At 66.1% G+C, this 15,095-nt stretch carries 14 protein-coding genes; 12 read left to right on the forward strand and 2 right to left on the reverse strand.

Annotated features, from left to right (window positions below):
* Positions 1 to 221: 221 nt before the first annotated feature.
* The 3 genes from QFZ33_RS08870 (at position 222) to rbfA (ending at position 4,270) form a co-directional block, all read left to right on the forward strand.
* Entirely contained in the window at positions 222 to 554 is a 333-nt protein-coding gene (locus tag QFZ33_RS08870) for a YlxR family protein (protein ID WP_307031735.1), read from the forward strand.
* Between the two features lie 152 nt (positions 555 to 706).
* Positions 707 to 3,619, forward strand: a complete 2,913-nt coding sequence (gene infB / locus QFZ33_RS08875) for a translation initiation factor IF-2 (RefSeq protein ID WP_307026683.1) — start codon at positions 707 to 709, stop codon at positions 3,617 to 3,619.
* Positions 3,620 to 3,760: 141 nt separating this feature from the next.
* Positions 3,761 to 4,270, forward strand: coding sequence for a 30S ribosome-binding factor RbfA (gene rbfA / locus QFZ33_RS08880; protein WP_307026685.1), 510 nt, complete (start codon positions 3,761 to 3,763; stop codon positions 4,268 to 4,270).
* A 106-nt stretch (positions 4,271 to 4,376) separates the two neighbouring features.
* Here rbfA and QFZ33_RS08885 read toward each other — a convergent pair whose 3' ends face one another.
* Positions 4,377 to 5,498, reverse strand: a complete 1,122-nt coding sequence (locus QFZ33_RS08885; protein ID WP_307026687.1) for a ScyD/ScyE family protein — start codon at positions 5,496 to 5,498, stop codon at positions 4,377 to 4,379.
* A gap of 226 nt (positions 5,499 to 5,724) precedes the next feature.
* Here QFZ33_RS08885 and QFZ33_RS08890 point away from each other — a divergent pair, with 226 nt between their 5' ends.
* Entirely contained in the window at positions 5,725 to 7,416 is a 1,692-nt protein-coding gene (locus QFZ33_RS08890) for an HNH endonuclease signature motif containing protein (protein ID WP_307026688.1), read from the forward strand.
* A gap of 49 nt (positions 7,417 to 7,465) precedes the next feature.
* Entirely contained in the window at positions 7,466 to 7,951 is a 486-nt protein-coding gene (locus QFZ33_RS08895; RefSeq protein ID WP_307026691.1) for a nucleoside deaminase, read from the forward strand.
* 6 nt (positions 7,952 to 7,957) lie between these two features.
* On the opposite strand, the gene QFZ33_RS08900 is transcribed toward QFZ33_RS08895, so the two are convergent.
* Positions 7,958 to 9,118: a pyridoxal phosphate-dependent aminotransferase gene (locus tag QFZ33_RS08900; protein ID WP_307026693.1), complete on the reverse strand. Its 1,161-nt coding sequence runs from the start codon at positions 9,116 to 9,118 to the stop codon at positions 7,958 to 7,960.
* A gap of 71 nt (positions 9,119 to 9,189) precedes the next feature.
* On the opposite strand from QFZ33_RS08900, the gene truB reads away from it, so the two are divergent.
* From truB to rpsO, 7 genes are all read left to right on the forward strand, one after another.
* Positions 9,190 to 10,200 carry a tRNA pseudouridine(55) synthase TruB gene (gene truB / locus QFZ33_RS08905; protein ID WP_307026694.1) on the forward strand — a complete coding sequence of 337 codons (1,011 nt, stop codon included), beginning with the start codon at positions 9,190 to 9,192 and terminating at the stop codon, positions 10,198 to 10,200.
* Positions 10,201 to 10,202: 2 nt separating this feature from the next.
* Positions 10,203 to 10,556 (forward strand): hypothetical protein, encoded by a 354-nt coding sequence (locus QFZ33_RS08910; RefSeq protein WP_307026696.1) that lies wholly within the window; start codon positions 10,203 to 10,205, stop codon positions 10,554 to 10,556.
* Between the two features lies 1 nt (position 10,557).
* A complete protein-coding gene (locus tag QFZ33_RS08915; protein WP_373427248.1) occupies positions 10,558 to 11,013 on the forward strand; it encodes a hypothetical protein in 456 nt (151 codons plus the stop codon).
* 440 nt (positions 11,014 to 11,453) lie between these two features.
* Positions 11,454 to 12,437: a bifunctional riboflavin kinase/FAD synthetase gene (locus tag QFZ33_RS08920; protein WP_307026698.1), complete on the forward strand. Its 984-nt coding sequence runs from the start codon at positions 11,454 to 11,456 to the stop codon at positions 12,435 to 12,437.
* Positions 12,438 to 12,506: 69 nt separating this feature from the next.
* Positions 12,507 to 13,361, forward strand: coding sequence for a tryptophan 2,3-dioxygenase (gene kynA, locus QFZ33_RS08925; RefSeq protein ID WP_307026700.1), 855 nt, complete (start codon positions 12,507 to 12,509; stop codon positions 13,359 to 13,361).
* A 5-nt stretch (positions 13,362 to 13,366) separates the two neighbouring features.
* Positions 13,367 to 14,623: a kynureninase gene (kynU, locus tag QFZ33_RS08930; protein WP_373427341.1), complete on the forward strand. Its 1,257-nt coding sequence runs from the start codon at positions 13,367 to 13,369 to the stop codon at positions 14,621 to 14,623.
* Positions 14,624 to 14,813: 190 nt separating this feature from the next.
* Positions 14,814 to 15,083: a 30S ribosomal protein S15 gene (gene rpsO / locus QFZ33_RS08935; protein ID WP_214850821.1), complete on the forward strand. Its 270-nt coding sequence runs from the start codon at positions 14,814 to 14,816 to the stop codon at positions 15,081 to 15,083.
* Positions 15,084 to 15,095 lie beyond the last annotated feature (12 nt).

Below are 15,095 nucleotides of genomic sequence, written 5' to 3' on the forward strand. Positions count from 1 at the left end.
CCTCGACCGATCTGCCCGTCCCCGCGGCGGGCAGTTTCGATTTCCGGTTTCGAGTATGGGGCCTGTCAGGGGCTAGAATAGAACGTGGCCGCGCCTAGCGGCCGGCATCAGCGTGTTCGTGCGCCCGGGTTCCTGCCGCAAGCAGGTCCTGCCGAAAGGCAGTGAAGGGTGGCCGGGCAGGCAGATAGGTACAGGCAGGAAGATACTCGGCAGTGGCACATGTGCAACAACTCGGGAATCAGCCGCAGCGTACCTGCATCGGATGCCGGAAAAAGGGGCCGCGGTCAGAGTTGCTCCGGCTCGTCTCCGACACCGGCGGTTCGTCCGCCGTCGTGGTGGATGAACGACGCCGGATGGCTGGCCGGGGTGCATGGCTGCACCCCAGCGAAGCGTGCCTGGCCCTGGCGGTCAAGCGGCGAGCCTTCGGGAGGGCCCTCAACGGGTCAACCGGAACCGCCGCCGTCGAACGCCGGATAACGGCAGGAGCGCACGCTGCGGACGTCCCGGCGTCTGCAGTACCAACCGTCCAACCTGAAAGCGGGTCAGAAATCTGATGGAAACCCGATGAGTTCCCAGCGATGAGCGCGTAACGATGACAACTTTGTTGCGCTCTGCAATGGGCCTTTCAGCTGTAAACGCAGCGGGGGCCCGCAGTAAGAAGTAGACGGTTCGTGCCTGGCTCGGTGCGGACCGAGACAGGAGAAATGTGGCCAAGGTCCGCGTACATGAGCTTGCAAAAGAGCTCGGTATTACTTCCAAAGATGCAGTAACCAAACTGCAGGAACTGGGCGAATTTGTTCGCTCCGCCTCTTCCACCATTGAGGCCCCCGTGGTGCGGAAACTCCGCAACGCGTTCCCGGCTGCCGCCGCTTCGAAGTCCGAAGCTCCCGCAGCCGCCCCCAAGTCCCCGGCCAAGCCGGCGGAATCCCGTCCCGCGCCGGCTCCCGGCCCCGCTGCCCCCAAGGCTGCGGCGCCTGCTCCGGCTCCGGCTCCCGCACCGGCACCGGCCCCCAAGGCCGAGGCGCCTGCAGCTCCGGCTGCTCCCGCAGCTCCGGCTGCCTCGGCGCCTCCGGCTGCCTCGGCGCCTCCGGCTGCCTCGGCGCCTGCTGCGCCCTCCACTGGTGCCAAGCCGGGAGCACGTCCCGCGCCCAAGGCTGAGACTCCCTCGCGTCCGGGCGGCGCTCCGCGTCCCGGTGGCCCCCGCCCCGGCAACAACCCCTTCGCCACGTCCCAGGGCATGCCCCGCGGCCGCGGTGGAGACGGCGACCGTCCGCCCCGCCCGGGCAACAACCCGTTTGCAACTTCCCAGGGCATGCCCCGTCCCGGCGGCGGCCGCACTGACGGCGAGCGTCCCGGCGGCCCGCGTCCGGCAGCCGGTGCAGGCGGACCCCGCCCCGGCGCTCCGCGTCCCGGCGCTACGCCCGGCCCGCGTCCTGCGGCTGGCGCAGGCGGCGCCCGTCCCGGCGGTCCCCGCCCGGGTGCTGGTGGAAACCGGCCCACGCCTGGCATGATGCCTAACCGCACCGAGCGTCCCGCACCTGCAGGTGCCGGGCGTCCCGGTGGCGGCGGCCGCGGTCCCGGCGGTCCCGGCCGTCCCGGCGCTCCCGGTACCGGCGGTCCCGGTGGCGGCGGCGGTGCTCCGGCCGGCGGTGGCTTCGGCAAGGGTGGCCGCGGTCGCGGTGGCACCCAGGGTGCGTTCGGTAAGGGCGGCGCTGGCCGCGGCAAGCAGCGCAAGTCGAAGCGCGCAAAGCGCCAGGAACTTGAGCAGATGAGCGCACCGTCGCTGGGTGGCGTGAGCGTACCCCGCGGCGACGGCAACACCGTTATCCGGCTGCGCCGTGGCTCCTCCATCACGGACTTCGCTGACAAGATCGAGGCGAACCCCGCCGCACTGGTTACCGTGCTCTTCCACCTCGGTGAAATGGCAACGGCAACCCAGTCGCTGGACGAGGACACCTTTGCCCTGCTCGGCGAGGAACTCGGCTACAAGCTGCAGGTCGTTTCGCCCGAGGACGAGGAGCGCGAGCTGCTCTCCAGCTTCGACATCGACTTCGAAGCCGAGCTCGAAGCCGAAGGCGATGAAGACCTCGAGGCTCGTCCTCCGGTAGTCACCGTCATGGGTCACGTTGACCACGGTAAGACCCGCCTGCTGGACGCCATCCGTAATTCTGACGTCGTTGCCGGCGAGCACGGTGGCATCACCCAGCACATCGGTGCCTACCAGATCAGCCACGAGCACGAGGGTGCGGTGCGCGACATCACCTTCATCGATACCCCGGGTCACGAAGCGTTCACCGCCATGCGTGCCCGTGGTGCGAAGGTCACGGACATCGCCATCCTGGTTGTGGCAGCGGACGACGGCGTAATGCCGCAGACCGTTGAAGCCCTCAACCACGCCCAGGCGGCGAACGTGCCGATCGTCGTGGCCGTGAACAAGATCGATAAGGAAGGCGCGAACCCGGACAAGGTCAAGGGCCAGCTCACCGAGTACGGTCTGGTTCCCGAAGAATACGGTGGCGACACCATGTTCGTTGAGGTCTCTGCCCGCCAGAACCTGAACATCAACGAACTGATCGACGCTGTGCTCCTGACCGCCGACGCCGCGCTGGACCTGCGGGCCAACCCGGACAAGGCCGCCCGAGGCATCGCCATCGAAGCGAACCTGGACAAGGGCCGCGGTTCCGTGGCCACCGTCCTGGTGCAGTCCGGTACCCTCGCGGTCGGCGACACGATCGTGGCCGGCACGGCCCACGGCCGCGTCCGCGCCATGTTCGACGAAGACGGCGACGCCCTCGACGTCGCGCTGCCGTCCCGTCCGGTCCAGGTCCTCGGCCTGTCCAACGTGCCGCGCGCCGGTGACACCTTCCTGGTGACCTCCGACGAGCGAACGGCCCGCCAGATCGCCGAAAAGCGTGAAGCCGCTGACCGCAACGCCCAGCTGGCCAAGCGCCGCAAGCGCATCAGCCTGGAAGACTTCGACCAGGCCGTCGCCGAAGGCAAGATCGACACCCTCAACCTCATCCTCAAGGGTGACGTGTCCGGTGCCGTGGAAGCCCTCGAGGACGCGCTGCTCAAGATCGACGTCGGCGAAGGCGTACAGCTCCGCGTCATCCACCGCGGTGTTGGTGCGATCACGCAGAACGACGTCAACCTGGCAACGGTCGACAGCGCCGTCATCATCGGCTTCAACGTCAAGCCTGCCGAGCGTGTTGCCGAACTGGCAGACCGCGAAGGCGTGGACATGCGCTTCTACTCCGTCATCTACGCAGCAATCGATGACATTGAGCTGGCCCTTAAGGGCATGCTCAAGCCGGAGTACGAAGAGGTCCAGCTGGGCACCGCCGAGGTCCGCGAAGTGTTCCGTTCCTCCAAGTTCGGCAACATCGCAGGGTCCATCGTTCGCTCGGGCACCATCCGACGCAACACGAAGGCCCGCATCAGCCGCGGCGGCAAGATCATCGGCGACAACCTCACGGTGGAGACGCTCAAGCGCTTCAAGGACGACGCCACCGAGGTCCGCACGGACTTCGAGTGTGGTATCGGACTTGGCTCGTACAACGACATCACCGAAGGCGACATCATCGAGACCTTCGAGATGCGCGAGAAGCCGCGCGTCTAAGCGGTTTTAGCGTTACAGGTGCGGGGCCGTTGGATTTTTCCGGCGGCCCCGCCCCTTCGCTGGACCCCACAATCGCTACGCGCTGACGTTGTTCCATGCGTTGGCGCGCCCCAGTTTTCTATTTCCATCCAGGAGGATGTCATGGCTGATCCGGCACGCGCTGCCAAGTTGGCGCAGCGGATTAAGGTTGTTGTTGCTGAGGCCTTGGGCCGGAAGGTGAAGGATCCCCGGCTTGAGGGGATAACTGTCACTGATGCCCGCGTGACCAATGACCTGCAGCATGCCACTGTCTACTACACCGTGTTCGGCGACCAGGCCGTGCAGGCTGATGCCGCCAAGGGGCTGGAGAAGGCCAAGGGCGTGCTGCGGCAGGAAGTGGGCCGGAACATCACCGTCCGGCTGACGCCTACGCTGGAGTTCGTCGCGGACCAGATTCCTGTGAACGCGTCCAACCTCGAGGAGCTGCTCCGCACCGCGAAGCAACGCGATGCCGAGGTGGCGGAACTGGCCAGGAACGCCAAGCCCGCGGGTGAAGCCGACCCGTACAAGAGCGACGTCCAGCCGGACGTGGAAATCGACGAAGACGACTTCGACGAAGAGGGCTTCGACCTCGCGGATGACGACGCCATCGACGAGGACCGGAACCGCTAACGTTGCCGGTTCTGCGCCGCAGAGCTCATGCCATCATGCACTGAACGGGTGCGGCCGGATCTAATCAATCCGGCCGCACCCTTACTTTTTTGCTGCCCTTACTTTGCTAATCGTCGAGTGGGGCCTTCACGACACGGCCGTCCGGCGCCGCGTTCGGTGCCGGCAGGGAGTTGACCGTCGCGTAGATGGTCTCGCCCCTGATGTCGACGTCGGCCGTGAGCACTCCCGGAAGCACCACCGTCTGCTCCCTTGAATGTGCAGACAGCCTCAGCACGCCCTTACCGAACAGGGACGCGACGTACACATGCCCGTTGTCGTCCATGTCCAGGCCGGTGGGTGACATCACGTCATCGGCGAACAGCTTGACGCGGCCGTTGTGGGGATTGACCTTGTACACCGCTCCGCGGGCACCCAGTGCCGGGTCCTCAGGTCCGCCGGGCAGCACGGAGACGTAAAGCCAGCCGTCCGGTCCGCGCTCGACGTCGGTGGGCACGGGCTCGAAGCGGTAGGTGTGGCCGGCGATGCAGCCCGGAAGTTTCAGGGCCGCGGCCTCCTTGGCGGTGAACGTGTGCGGCCGGGCCGGCAGCACGGCTACGGTTTCAGCCTCGCCTGACTTTACGTCAACCGAGACGATGCTGTTGGCCCCGGCGTCGGCAACGTAGATGGTGCTCCCGTAAACCTCGATTCCATAGGGATGCGAATCGATGTGGCCTTTGTAGGAGACCTCCACGTCCTTCGGCAGCTTGGCAGCACAGGCGGCGGGAAGGTCCTTGAAGCCGTAGCTCGTGCCGCCGTCCGCATTGTGTTTCACTTCCAGGGCAGCGAGGTCGCCGAAGGTGCGGTGCTTGCCGTCGGCGCCGATGCTTCTGATGTGTCCGGCCAGCGGCCTCGGATCCATGGGGCCGGCGCCTTGGCTCTCGGCCAGGTAAATGGTGCGGCCGCCGCGGTCGCTGCCGGCCACGTCCCAGGCTGCGTTTCGGTAAACCATCGACTTGCTGCCGTCCCGGGCTATTTTCGTCAGCTTCCCCGCGAATTCCTCACTGACCAGAACGGAACCGTCCGGTCCGTCGCTGAGATGAAGCGGGCTCAGCAGGCCTTTGGTGAGCACGGTCGGTGCGGACTGGCTCCCTGCTGCCTTGCCTGCCGGGGCTGCATGGACCGCCGGGGACGCCGACAAGAGGAGTGAGGCAGCCGCGACAGCCGCCAAAAGTGCTCGTTGCTTTTCCATGCCGTCTCCAATGTCTATGGTGCGCATCCAAAACATTGAGACCGATATGTGGTCCGAAAATCGGGTCCCCCGACGCGCGTATTCTAAGCCCGGCTTTCGGGGCCTGTCGATGGGCCGGTGCTGACTTCGGAATGTCGCGTCGGGCTGTGGATTAGGACTATTCAAAAAAGTTCCGGGTGCTTGCCGACAGGGCTAATAATGTCAGCCCCCTCACCAGACTGGATCCATGGAAGCCATTGGTGGACTCGCCGATCACCGGGCCTTAGGGCCCGGTGCAGGCGTGTGGGCTACTGCCGGTGCCAACGCTCTTCGGAGCCTTCCTGTTGACGGCGACGCCCGCGTCCGCGAGGCAGCCGTGGTTGGTCAGGCCCTGGCGCTGCTGTCAGCGGACGCGATCACCGCCGAGGACGCTGCGTTGTGGGGTTTCGGGCAGGCCGCGGATTTCGCGGACCGGCTCGAGGAGCTCTCCCGGAGGGTCGAGCACCTGCAGGTGATGGCCGCAGGGGCGGTGGACCGGTCCCGCACCGCAGCGCTAACTGCTGCCGCATCACCCCTTGTCCCCGTCCCCGTTACTGACCCCTCGCCGGGGGATGACGGGTCCCGGAACAGTGTCGACTTCCTTCAAAGAAGGCTGCGGATCAGCTCCGCCGAGGCCCGACGCCGGATCGGACTGGCCGACTCGGTCCTGCCCAGGGCAGGGTTCGGCGGCCAACAGCTCCCGCCCCGCTATGAAGAACTCGCCGCCGCGGGCAGCACCGCCCAGATCAGCTTCCGCGCCGCAACCACCATCACCCTGGCCCTGGACCGGGCCCGGCATTTCACCACCCCGGCCCACACCGCCGAAATGGAACACGCACTGACCCGCACCGCCATCAGTAACGACGCCGACTTCCTCACCCGGGTCGCCAAACACTGGATTGAGGCGATCGACCAGGACGGGACCGAACCATCCGAAGCGGCCCTCCGGCAAATCCAGGGGGCCTTCGTCCGCCGGCCCAAACACGGACTGCAGCATCTGGAAATTTTTGCCACCGCCGAACAGTTCGAAACCCTCACCACCGCCATGAACACCGCCACCAACCCCCGCACCCCAACACCCAGAAACGGCCCTGGGGCTGACGGGACCGGCAGTGACGGGACCGGGGCTGACGGAACCGGTCCCGACGGGACCGGTGGTGACGGGCGCGCTGAACCGGCCAGCCTTGCCGGCTGGGACACCGAAGGCCTCCCGGAGGTCTCCCTGGACCACCGGTCGCAGGGCCAGAAACGGCTCGACGGGCTCGTCGGCGCCTGCCAAACAGCCCTCACCACCGACACCCTGCCCGCCAACGGCGGACACCGGCCCCAAATCCTGGCCACCATCAACTACCGCGACCTCCTCGCCGAACTCCAACAACGGCAGGACCATCAAAAAGCGCAAGACGCACAGTGGGCCCGGGACACTCAAGAACCGCATCCCGCCTACACCGGCCGGACCGGCGGCGGAACGGCCCTGTTCGCGTTCAGCGGGCCCGTGAACCCTGCCACCATCCGCAAAATCGCCTGCGACGCCGACATCATCCCCATAGTGCTCGGCACCGAAGGACGCGTCCTGGACATCGGCCGCGCCTCACGGATCTTCCCGCCCCACATCCGCAAAGCCATCACCGCCCGCGACCAGGGCTGCGCCTTCCCCGGCTGCACCATCCCCGCACCCTGGTGCGAAGCCCACCACATCACCTACTGGTCCCGGGGCGGAACCACCGGCACCGGCAACGGCGTCCTGCTCTGCAGCCATCACCACCACCTCATCCACAAAGAGCGGTGGCACATCGAAGTCACCGGCGGGGTCCCCTGGTTCAAACCCCCGCCGGAACTCGACCCCCAACGAAAACCCCGCCGCAACAACTACTTCCACTCCCGACCCCAAAAGGAATGAACGTGAGCTGGCAGTCCCGCATCACCATCCGGCTGGCTATGATCAGACCATGCGCCCCCACCCATCTGCTGCAGACGTGACCGTATACCTGACCGAGGCGGTGGCACTGGCCGAACGGAATGTCGCGGCCGGCGGCGGGCCCTTCGGCGCGCTGGTGGTTACAGCTGACGGCACCGTCCACGAAGGGGTCAATCGGGTCACCCGGGACAACGATCCCACCGCCCATGCTGAGGTGGTGGCTATCCGGACCGCCGCCAAGGAGACCCGGAACTTCGACCTTAGTGGCGCCGTTCTGTACGCCAGCTGTGAGCCATGCCCGCTGTGCCTCGCTGCAGCGCTCTGGGCGCGGATCGACCGGGTGTATTTCGCGGCCGACCGGCACGGCGCAGCCGCCGCGGGATTCGACGACGCCGTCTTCTACGAATACTTCGGCGGCACACGGCCCGAACTGTTGCCTGTCAGCCATACCCAGGTCCCGACGTCGGGCGCCCCGTTCGATGCCTGGCGCAGCAGCGCCGAACGCACCGACTACTGATGCTCGCTACCCGGCGAGCCTGCGGGGGAGCCTCTTGACGCCCTCGACCAGATCGCTTTGGTCCCCGCACAGCGCAATCCGAATCCAGCCCTCGCCGATGGAGCCAAAGGCGGTTCCGGGCGCAAAGGAGACGCTGGCTTCGGTGAGGAACTGCTTGACCCAGGCCCGGACATTTCCGCCGCTCACGTGCGAGACGTCCGCCCACAGGTAAAACGCCCCCTGCGCGCTCAGGTAGGGAATGCCCTTCTCGGCCAGCACTGCCGACGCCGCGTCGCGGTTGGCGCGGTAGTGCGCGTGGGCCTGCGACACATAGTCCTGCGGACCGGTCAATGCGGCGAGCGCCGCATACTGGGACGGCGACGCCACGCAGGAAACAATCGCCTCCATGACGTTATTCATCCGCTGCTCCAAGCCGGGCGGGCAGATCAAGGCCCCGATGCGCAGGCCCGTGAGCCCATACGTCTTGGACAGCGTCAGCGACGTGAACACCCGTGCCTCGCCGGGCTCGGTGCTGTCGAACCGGGCAGGACTCACGTGCGGGACGTCGAACGTGAAGGCCTCGTAGCACTCGTCCGAGATGATCCACAGGTCATGGCGGCGGGCCAGTTCCACCAGTTCCCGGGTCAGATCTTCACGGAGAACGGCGCCCAAAGGGTTCGACGGCGAGTTGAGCATCAGCACGCGCGTCCGGTCCGTGATGAGCGCCTCGATGTCCGCGATCCGGGGCTGGAAACCTTGGCCGGGATACAGGGGATACTCCACGGGCACGGCATGCAGCAGCCGGCTGGTCATGGCAAACGTGGGATAGCCCGGATTGGGGATTAGGATTTCATCGCCGGGAGCAAGCAGCAGGCTCATGGCAAAGTGCAGGCCCTGCTGGGCGCCGTCCACCACATAGACTCGGTCAGCTCCGATATCTACGCCGGACTGCTCCCGGAATCTGGTGGCGAAAGCCTCCCGGAGCGGTGGGATACCGGCGTTTGGAGTGTAGTTGGTCTCGTCACGGTCCAGGCATGCGATACCCGCATCCAGGACATGGCGGGGGAGCGGGAACCCGGGCTCCCCGATGCTCAGGATCAGCGCCCCAGGGGTGCGCCACGCTGCCTCGGTGATCTCGCGGATCTGGTTCACGGGTACGTCGCGTATGTGCGCGGAAAGCTCGGGCATGACTGCCATCCTAGTGCCGGCCCCGGCAGCGTCTCCGATGAGCGGGCCACGTGCCCGATATACTGATAGGCGTGCTTTCTGGACTGGTTATAGTGGACAAGCCGCAGGGATGGACCAGCCACGATGTGGTTGGACGGATGCGGAGGATAGCCGGTACCCGGAAAGTGGGCCACGCGGGAACGCTGGATCCCATGGCCACCGGAGTGCTGGTGCTCGGCATCAACAAGGCCACTCGGCTCCTCACGTACATCGTGGGCACGTCCAAGACCTACACGGCCACCATCCGGCTGGGGGAATCCACCATCACCGATGACGCCGAAGGCGAGGTTGTCAGCCGGGCGAGCGCGGCGTCCCTGACCGAGGACGCCATCCGCTCCGGCGTGGAGTCCCTAACCGGGGAGATCCAGCAGGTGCCCAGCAGCGTCAGCGCCATCAAGGTCAACGGTGAACGCTCCTATGCCCGCGTCCGTTCCGGGCAAGATGTCCAGCTGGCCGCCCGGCCGGTCACCATCCACCGCTTCGACATCCACGGAATCCGCCGGGACCAAGCCACCGGACACGATACAGATGTCATGGACGTCGACGTGACGGTGGAATGCTCCTCGGGCACGTACATCCGTGCCCTCGCTCGGGACCTCGGTAACTCCCTCGGCGTCGGCGGGCACCTGACCGTATTGCGTCGCACCAACGTGGGACCGTACTCGCTGGACCAGGCACGCACCCTCGAGCAGCTCGCCGAAGACCTCGAAATCCTCGAGATGTCGCAGGCGGCCAGGGCGCTTATGCCCAACCGGGAGTTGAGCGCAGACGAAACCACTGAGATTTCCTTCGGCCGGCGCATCCCGGCCGGACCCGCTGCGGGCACACCGGCAGCCGCAACAGCGGAAAAGCCCGCAGCCGCGTTCGCGCCTGACGGATCGCTTGTGGCGCTGCTCGCGGACAGCGGAAGCTTCGCCAAACCCGTGCTGGTCTTCGCCCCGGGAACGGGACCCGGCGGCTCCAACAGTTCCGGCACAGGCGGTTCCGGCGCAGGCGCCGGCGTTCCTGACGGTTCGGGTGCCGATGGCGGCGGGCAGGCCTAGCGTTGGACGCCTATTTCTACATCATCCTGGGCGTCGGCCTGCTGTCCACGCTCATCTGCGTGGCGGCCGGCATCATGAAGAAGGCCCCGAACGACATCACCATCCTCTCGGTGGCCGCCGTCGAACTGGCCCTGTTGGTCTACCTCGTGGGCTCGATGGTGCGGGTCATCGCGGGGGAGCAGATCGCGGGAGAGGCCTGGGAATTCTGGGGCTACCTCGCCACCGCGCTCCTGCTGCCGGTAGCTGCAGTGTACTGGTCCATCCTGGAACGGACCCGCTGGAGCAACTTTGTCCTGGCGGCCGTCGGCGTTACCGCCCTCGTCATGGCCGCCCGCATGAATCAGATTTGGTACTGAAGTGGAAGAAGCACACAACGTGACTGATACGTCCAAGCACACCGGCAAGCGCCCTGCCGACACGAGGAACACCGGTCCCGGCCGGCTCCTCATCGCCGTCTACGCCATCTTTGCGATCTCGGCCACCGCGCGGGCCGGCTACCAGATCCTCACCAAGTTCTCCGAAGCCCCGCTTGCCTACCTGCTCTCCGCCTTCGCCGCCGTCGTCTACGTGGTGGCTACGGTGTCGCTGGCCAAGGCTGGCCGCACATGGTTCAAGGTTTCCCTGGTCGCCGTCCTGGTGGAACTGGTCGGCGTCATTGTCGTGGGGGCGCTGAGCCTGTTCGACTCCGTGCAGTTCCCGCACGAAACCGTGTGGTCCGCGTTTGGCCGCGGCTACGCCTTCGTTCCCTTCATCCTGCCGATTCTGGGCCTCATCTGGCTTTACCGACGGCGGCCCGCGGCCCCTGCGGCCTAGGAAGCTGTTCCGGACTGCCGATGCGGGACACGGCCGGTGCAGGAATGCGGCCGGTCTAGTGATCCTCCCGCCCTGATCTCCCTGGTGCCGGACCGGACTGCGTGGATGGTTCCTGATCCTGCTCCGTCAGCGGAGCCTGCTGCGGCTGCGAACCGCCGCCAAGAATGCCGCGGGTTCGGTTCAGGAGGGCCTGCGGTTAGAACGCCAATAAAACTCAGGAAGCTCAGGGCAGTGCTGCCCGGGCCGCCGCCTTTGCATCCTAGCGGGGCGTGCCTGCAGACGGTAGGCCCACCGGGCTGCCCCCCAGCGCGGTTCGCCAGGTCACCTGCCCCGCCGTGACCCGGGGCGTCCGTGACCGGCAGGGATTGCGGGTAACCTTAGAGAGTTCCGGCCCCGGCGCGCCGGAAGCAAGTTCTGGCAGGCAGTAAAAGGCGAGGTTGATGGTCCACATCTGGAATGATCCGACCGAGGTTCCCGAAGACTTTGGTCCTTCCGTTGTCACTATCGGCAATTTCGACGGCGTCCACCGCGGCCACCAGCAGGTCCTGTCACAGCTCATCAGGACCGCGCGGCTGAACAACGCCAAGTCGGTTGCGGTGACGTTCGACCCCCACCCGGCCCTGGTCCATAGGCCGGAAAGCGCGCCCGAGCTGATCATGGGCCTGCAGGACAAACTCCAGGCCCTCGGCGAGCTCGGACTGGACGCCGTTCTGGTCATGAAGTACTCCCTGGAGCTCGCCAGCCTTACCCCGGAAGAGTTCGTCGGTTCGGTTCTGGTGGACAGCCTCCACGCCAGCTACGTTGTCATCGGCCACGACACCCGCTTCGGCAAGGGCAACTCCGGGGACCTGAACACCATGCAGGATCTGGGGGAGAAGTTCGGCTTCGAGGTGCTGGTGATCAGCGAGTTCGGCTCGGAAGGCTTCCCGCTGCATGACGACGGCGGGACGGACCGCCGCTGTTCCTCCACCTGGGTGCGCGAAGCGCTCCGGGAGGGAGACGTCGGCACCGCCGCCGCGGTCCTGGGCCGCGCGCACCGAATGCGGGGCGAGGTGGTCCACGGAGCCGCGCGCGGCCGTGACCTCGGTTTCCCCACTGCCAACCTCTCCAGCGACGCGAGCGGCCTGATTCCGGCGGACGGCATCTACGCGGGCTGGCTCGTGGACGAGGCGGGGACGCGCTGGCCTGCCGCCATCTCCGTTGGCTCCAACCCCACTTTCGACGGCGTGAGCCGCCAGGTGGAGGCGCACGTCATCGACAGGCCCGAAGAGCGCATCGAGGACTTCGATCTGTACGGCCAGACAGTAGTAGTGGAGTTCGTGGCCAGGCTCCGTGGCATGGTGGCATACCGTGGGCCTGAAGCCCTCGTGGAGCAGATGCGCCAGGACGTCCTGCAGACGCACGACATCCTGCTCAAGCGCTGACCCGCCTGCACCCCTGGGTCTGCAACACACAGTCCCGCATCACACAGTCTTGGCAAGGAAGGCGACGCTGTGACCGTAGAGAAGAACACCAGGAAACTGGACAAGGGCATTGTGCGTGATTTCAGTTCCCGCATGAGTTACGCGTCCTACCTTCAGCTGCCCACGCTGCTCAGCGCCCAGCAGCCCGTCAGCGTCCCGGAACACCATGACGAATTGCTCTTCATCATCCAGCACCAGACCACGGAGCTGTGGCTGAAGCTGGTGCTCCACGAGCTCCGCAGTGCCGCCCAGTGGCTGCGTGCCGATGATCTCGGTTCTGCCCTGAAGGGCATTGCGCGGGTCAAGCACATCCAGAAGACCCTCACCGAACAGTGGTCCGTCCTGGCCACGCTGACACCCACCGAGTACGCGGAATTCCGCGGGTTCCTGGGCAATTCATCCGGATTCCAGTCCAGCCAGTACCGTGCCGTGGAATTCGTGCTGGGCAACAAGAACAGGAAGATGCTTCCCGTCTTCGAATCAGACCCCGAAGCCCACGCCCTGCTGACCGAAGTCCTGCACGCGCCAAGCATCTACGACGAATTCCTCGCGTACCTGCACCGCCAGGGCTTTGACGTTCCCGAGGAGGTGCTCAACAGGGATGTGACCCGGGCGCACGAGTTTGAGCCAGGGCTGGTGCCTCTCTTCAAGCACATCTACGAAAACGCCGCGCAGAACTGGGGAGCGTACGAGGCGTGCGAGGAACTCGTTGACCTGGAGGACAACTTCCAGCTGTGGCGGTTCCGGCATCTGCGCACCGTACAGCGCACCATCGGCATGAAGACGGGCACCGGCGGCTCCACCGGAGCGGCGTTCCTGCAAAAGGCCCTTGAGCTGACGTTCTTCCCGGAGCTCTTCGCCGTGCGTACGGAGATCGGACAGTGACCGCCCTGGATGGCGCGGGTAACCTGACCGCCCAGGCAAGCGAGGCCCTGCTTCAAAAGGCCACGCGCCTCGATGCCGAAGACGGCCTGGCCCGGTACCGGGACCTGTTCGTCGGCGCGGACAGCGAGCTGTCCTACCTCGACGGAAACTCCCTGGGCCGCCCGCTCAAGCGGACCGCGGGTGACATAACCACCTTCATCCAGGAGGGCTGGGGCGGTCGCCTGATCAGGGGCTGGGACGAGGAATGGCTGGACATGCCCCGGGCCATCGGCGACCAGCTGGGGCGAGCGGTGCTGGGCGCCGCCGCCGGCCAGACGATCATCGCCGACTCCACCACCGTGGTGCTGTACAAGCTGATCCGGGCAGCCCTCGCCGCCGTCGGAGATCCGGCGCGGACAGAGATCGTGGTGGACACGGACAACTTTCCCACCGACCGATACCTCGTCGAGGGCATCGCCAAGGAGGAGGGGCTGACGCTGCGCTGGATCGAGGCGGATCCCGCCTCCGGTGTCCACCTCGATCAGGTGAGGGAGGCCGTGGGGCCGGCCACCGCCGTCGTCCTCCTCAGCCACGTGGCCTACCGCTCGGGTTACCTTGCGGACCTGCCGGCCATCACGGCGGCAGTGCACGACGCCGGCGGGCTGGTGGTCTGGGACCTGTGCCATTCCGCCGGGTCAGTGGAGCTCCAGCTGGACGCCTGGAACGTGGACTTTGCCGCGGGCTGCACCTACAAGTACCTGAACGGCGGGCCGGGCTCGCCCGCCTTCGCCTACGTCAATGACCGGCACCTGCCCGGACTCGCGCAGCCCATCTGGGGATGGATGGGCCGGAAGGATGCGTTCGAGATGGGGCCCGGCTACGAACCGGCCGCCGGTATCCGCGGTTTCCTGAGCGGCACGCCGGCCATCTTCGGAATGATCGCCATGGGCGGCACTCTGGACCTGATTGAAGAAGCCGGCATGGCCGCCGTCCGCGAAAAGTCGCGGCAGCTCACCGCCTATGCCCTGGAATTGCACGATGCCTGGCTCGCGCCGGCCGGCGTGAGGCTTGCCACGCCGCGGGATCCAGACCGCCGCGGAAGCCACATCACCGTTGACCATCCCGCCTTCCGCGAGGTGACTGCGGGGCTGTGGGAGAAGGATGTTATCCCGGACTTCCGGGCGCCCCAGGGGATCAGGATTGGACTTTCGCCGCTGAGCACCGGTTTTGCCGAACTTCACCGTGGCATGGCGGCCATCCGCGACCTGCTTCAAAATGCCTGAACCACAACCCCGAGCAGCGCTGTTGCCGTTTCGACAAGATTGCAACACGCCCGGTAAACTAAGCGGTGGATCCGGCTGCAGTCCGTGGTTGCTGGATCCTGCCTGTTCGGAATCTTCTTCGGAATACCGTCCGGCACCCCCGGCAGTGAGTTACTGACTCGGGCCTCACGGCACATCTCTAGGAGTTATTGTGGCACTTGACGCCGCCGTAAAGCAGTCCATCATCAAGGATTTCGCAACGTCTGAGGCCGACACCGGTTCGCCGGAGGTTCAGATTGCGGTTCTGACTCAGCGGATCAAGGATCTGACTGAGCACATGAAGGAGCACAAGCACGACTTCCACACCCAGCGCGGTCTGCTGGCCATGGTTGGTCGCCGCAAGCGCATGCTGACTTACCTGAAGAACACCGACATCGCCCGCTACCGTTCGCTCATCGAGCGTCTCGGCCTGCGCCGCTAGTCTGGTTTGGAG

The sequence above is a fragment of the Arthrobacter globiformis genome (assembly GCF_030815865.1).
GTDB lineage: Bacteria > Actinomycetota > Actinomycetes > Actinomycetales > Micrococcaceae > Arthrobacter > Arthrobacter globiformis_B.

Excerpts from the sequence above, each read along its gene's own strand:
- rbfA (WP_307026685.1), top strand. The coding sequence starts at position 3,761 with ATGGCTGATCCGGCACGCGCTGCCAAGTTGGCGCAGCGGATTAAGGTT.
- QFZ33_RS08885 (WP_307026687.1), bottom strand. The coding sequence starts at position 5,498 with ATGGAAAAGCAACGAGCACTTTTGGCGGCTGTCGCGGCTGCCTCACTC.
- QFZ33_RS08890 (WP_307026688.1), top strand. The coding sequence starts at position 5,725 with ATGGAAGCCATTGGTGGACTCGCCGATCACCGGGCCTTAGGGCCCGGT.
- QFZ33_RS08895 (WP_307026691.1), top strand. The coding sequence starts at position 7,466 with ATGCGCCCCCACCCATCTGCTGCAGACGTGACCGTATACCTGACCGAG.
- QFZ33_RS08900 (WP_307026693.1), bottom strand. The coding sequence starts at position 9,118 with ATGCCCGAGCTTTCCGCGCACATACGCGACGTACCCGTGAACCAGATC.
- QFZ33_RS08920 (WP_307026698.1), top strand. The coding sequence starts at position 11,454 with ATGGTCCACATCTGGAATGATCCGACCGAGGTTCCCGAAGACTTTGGT.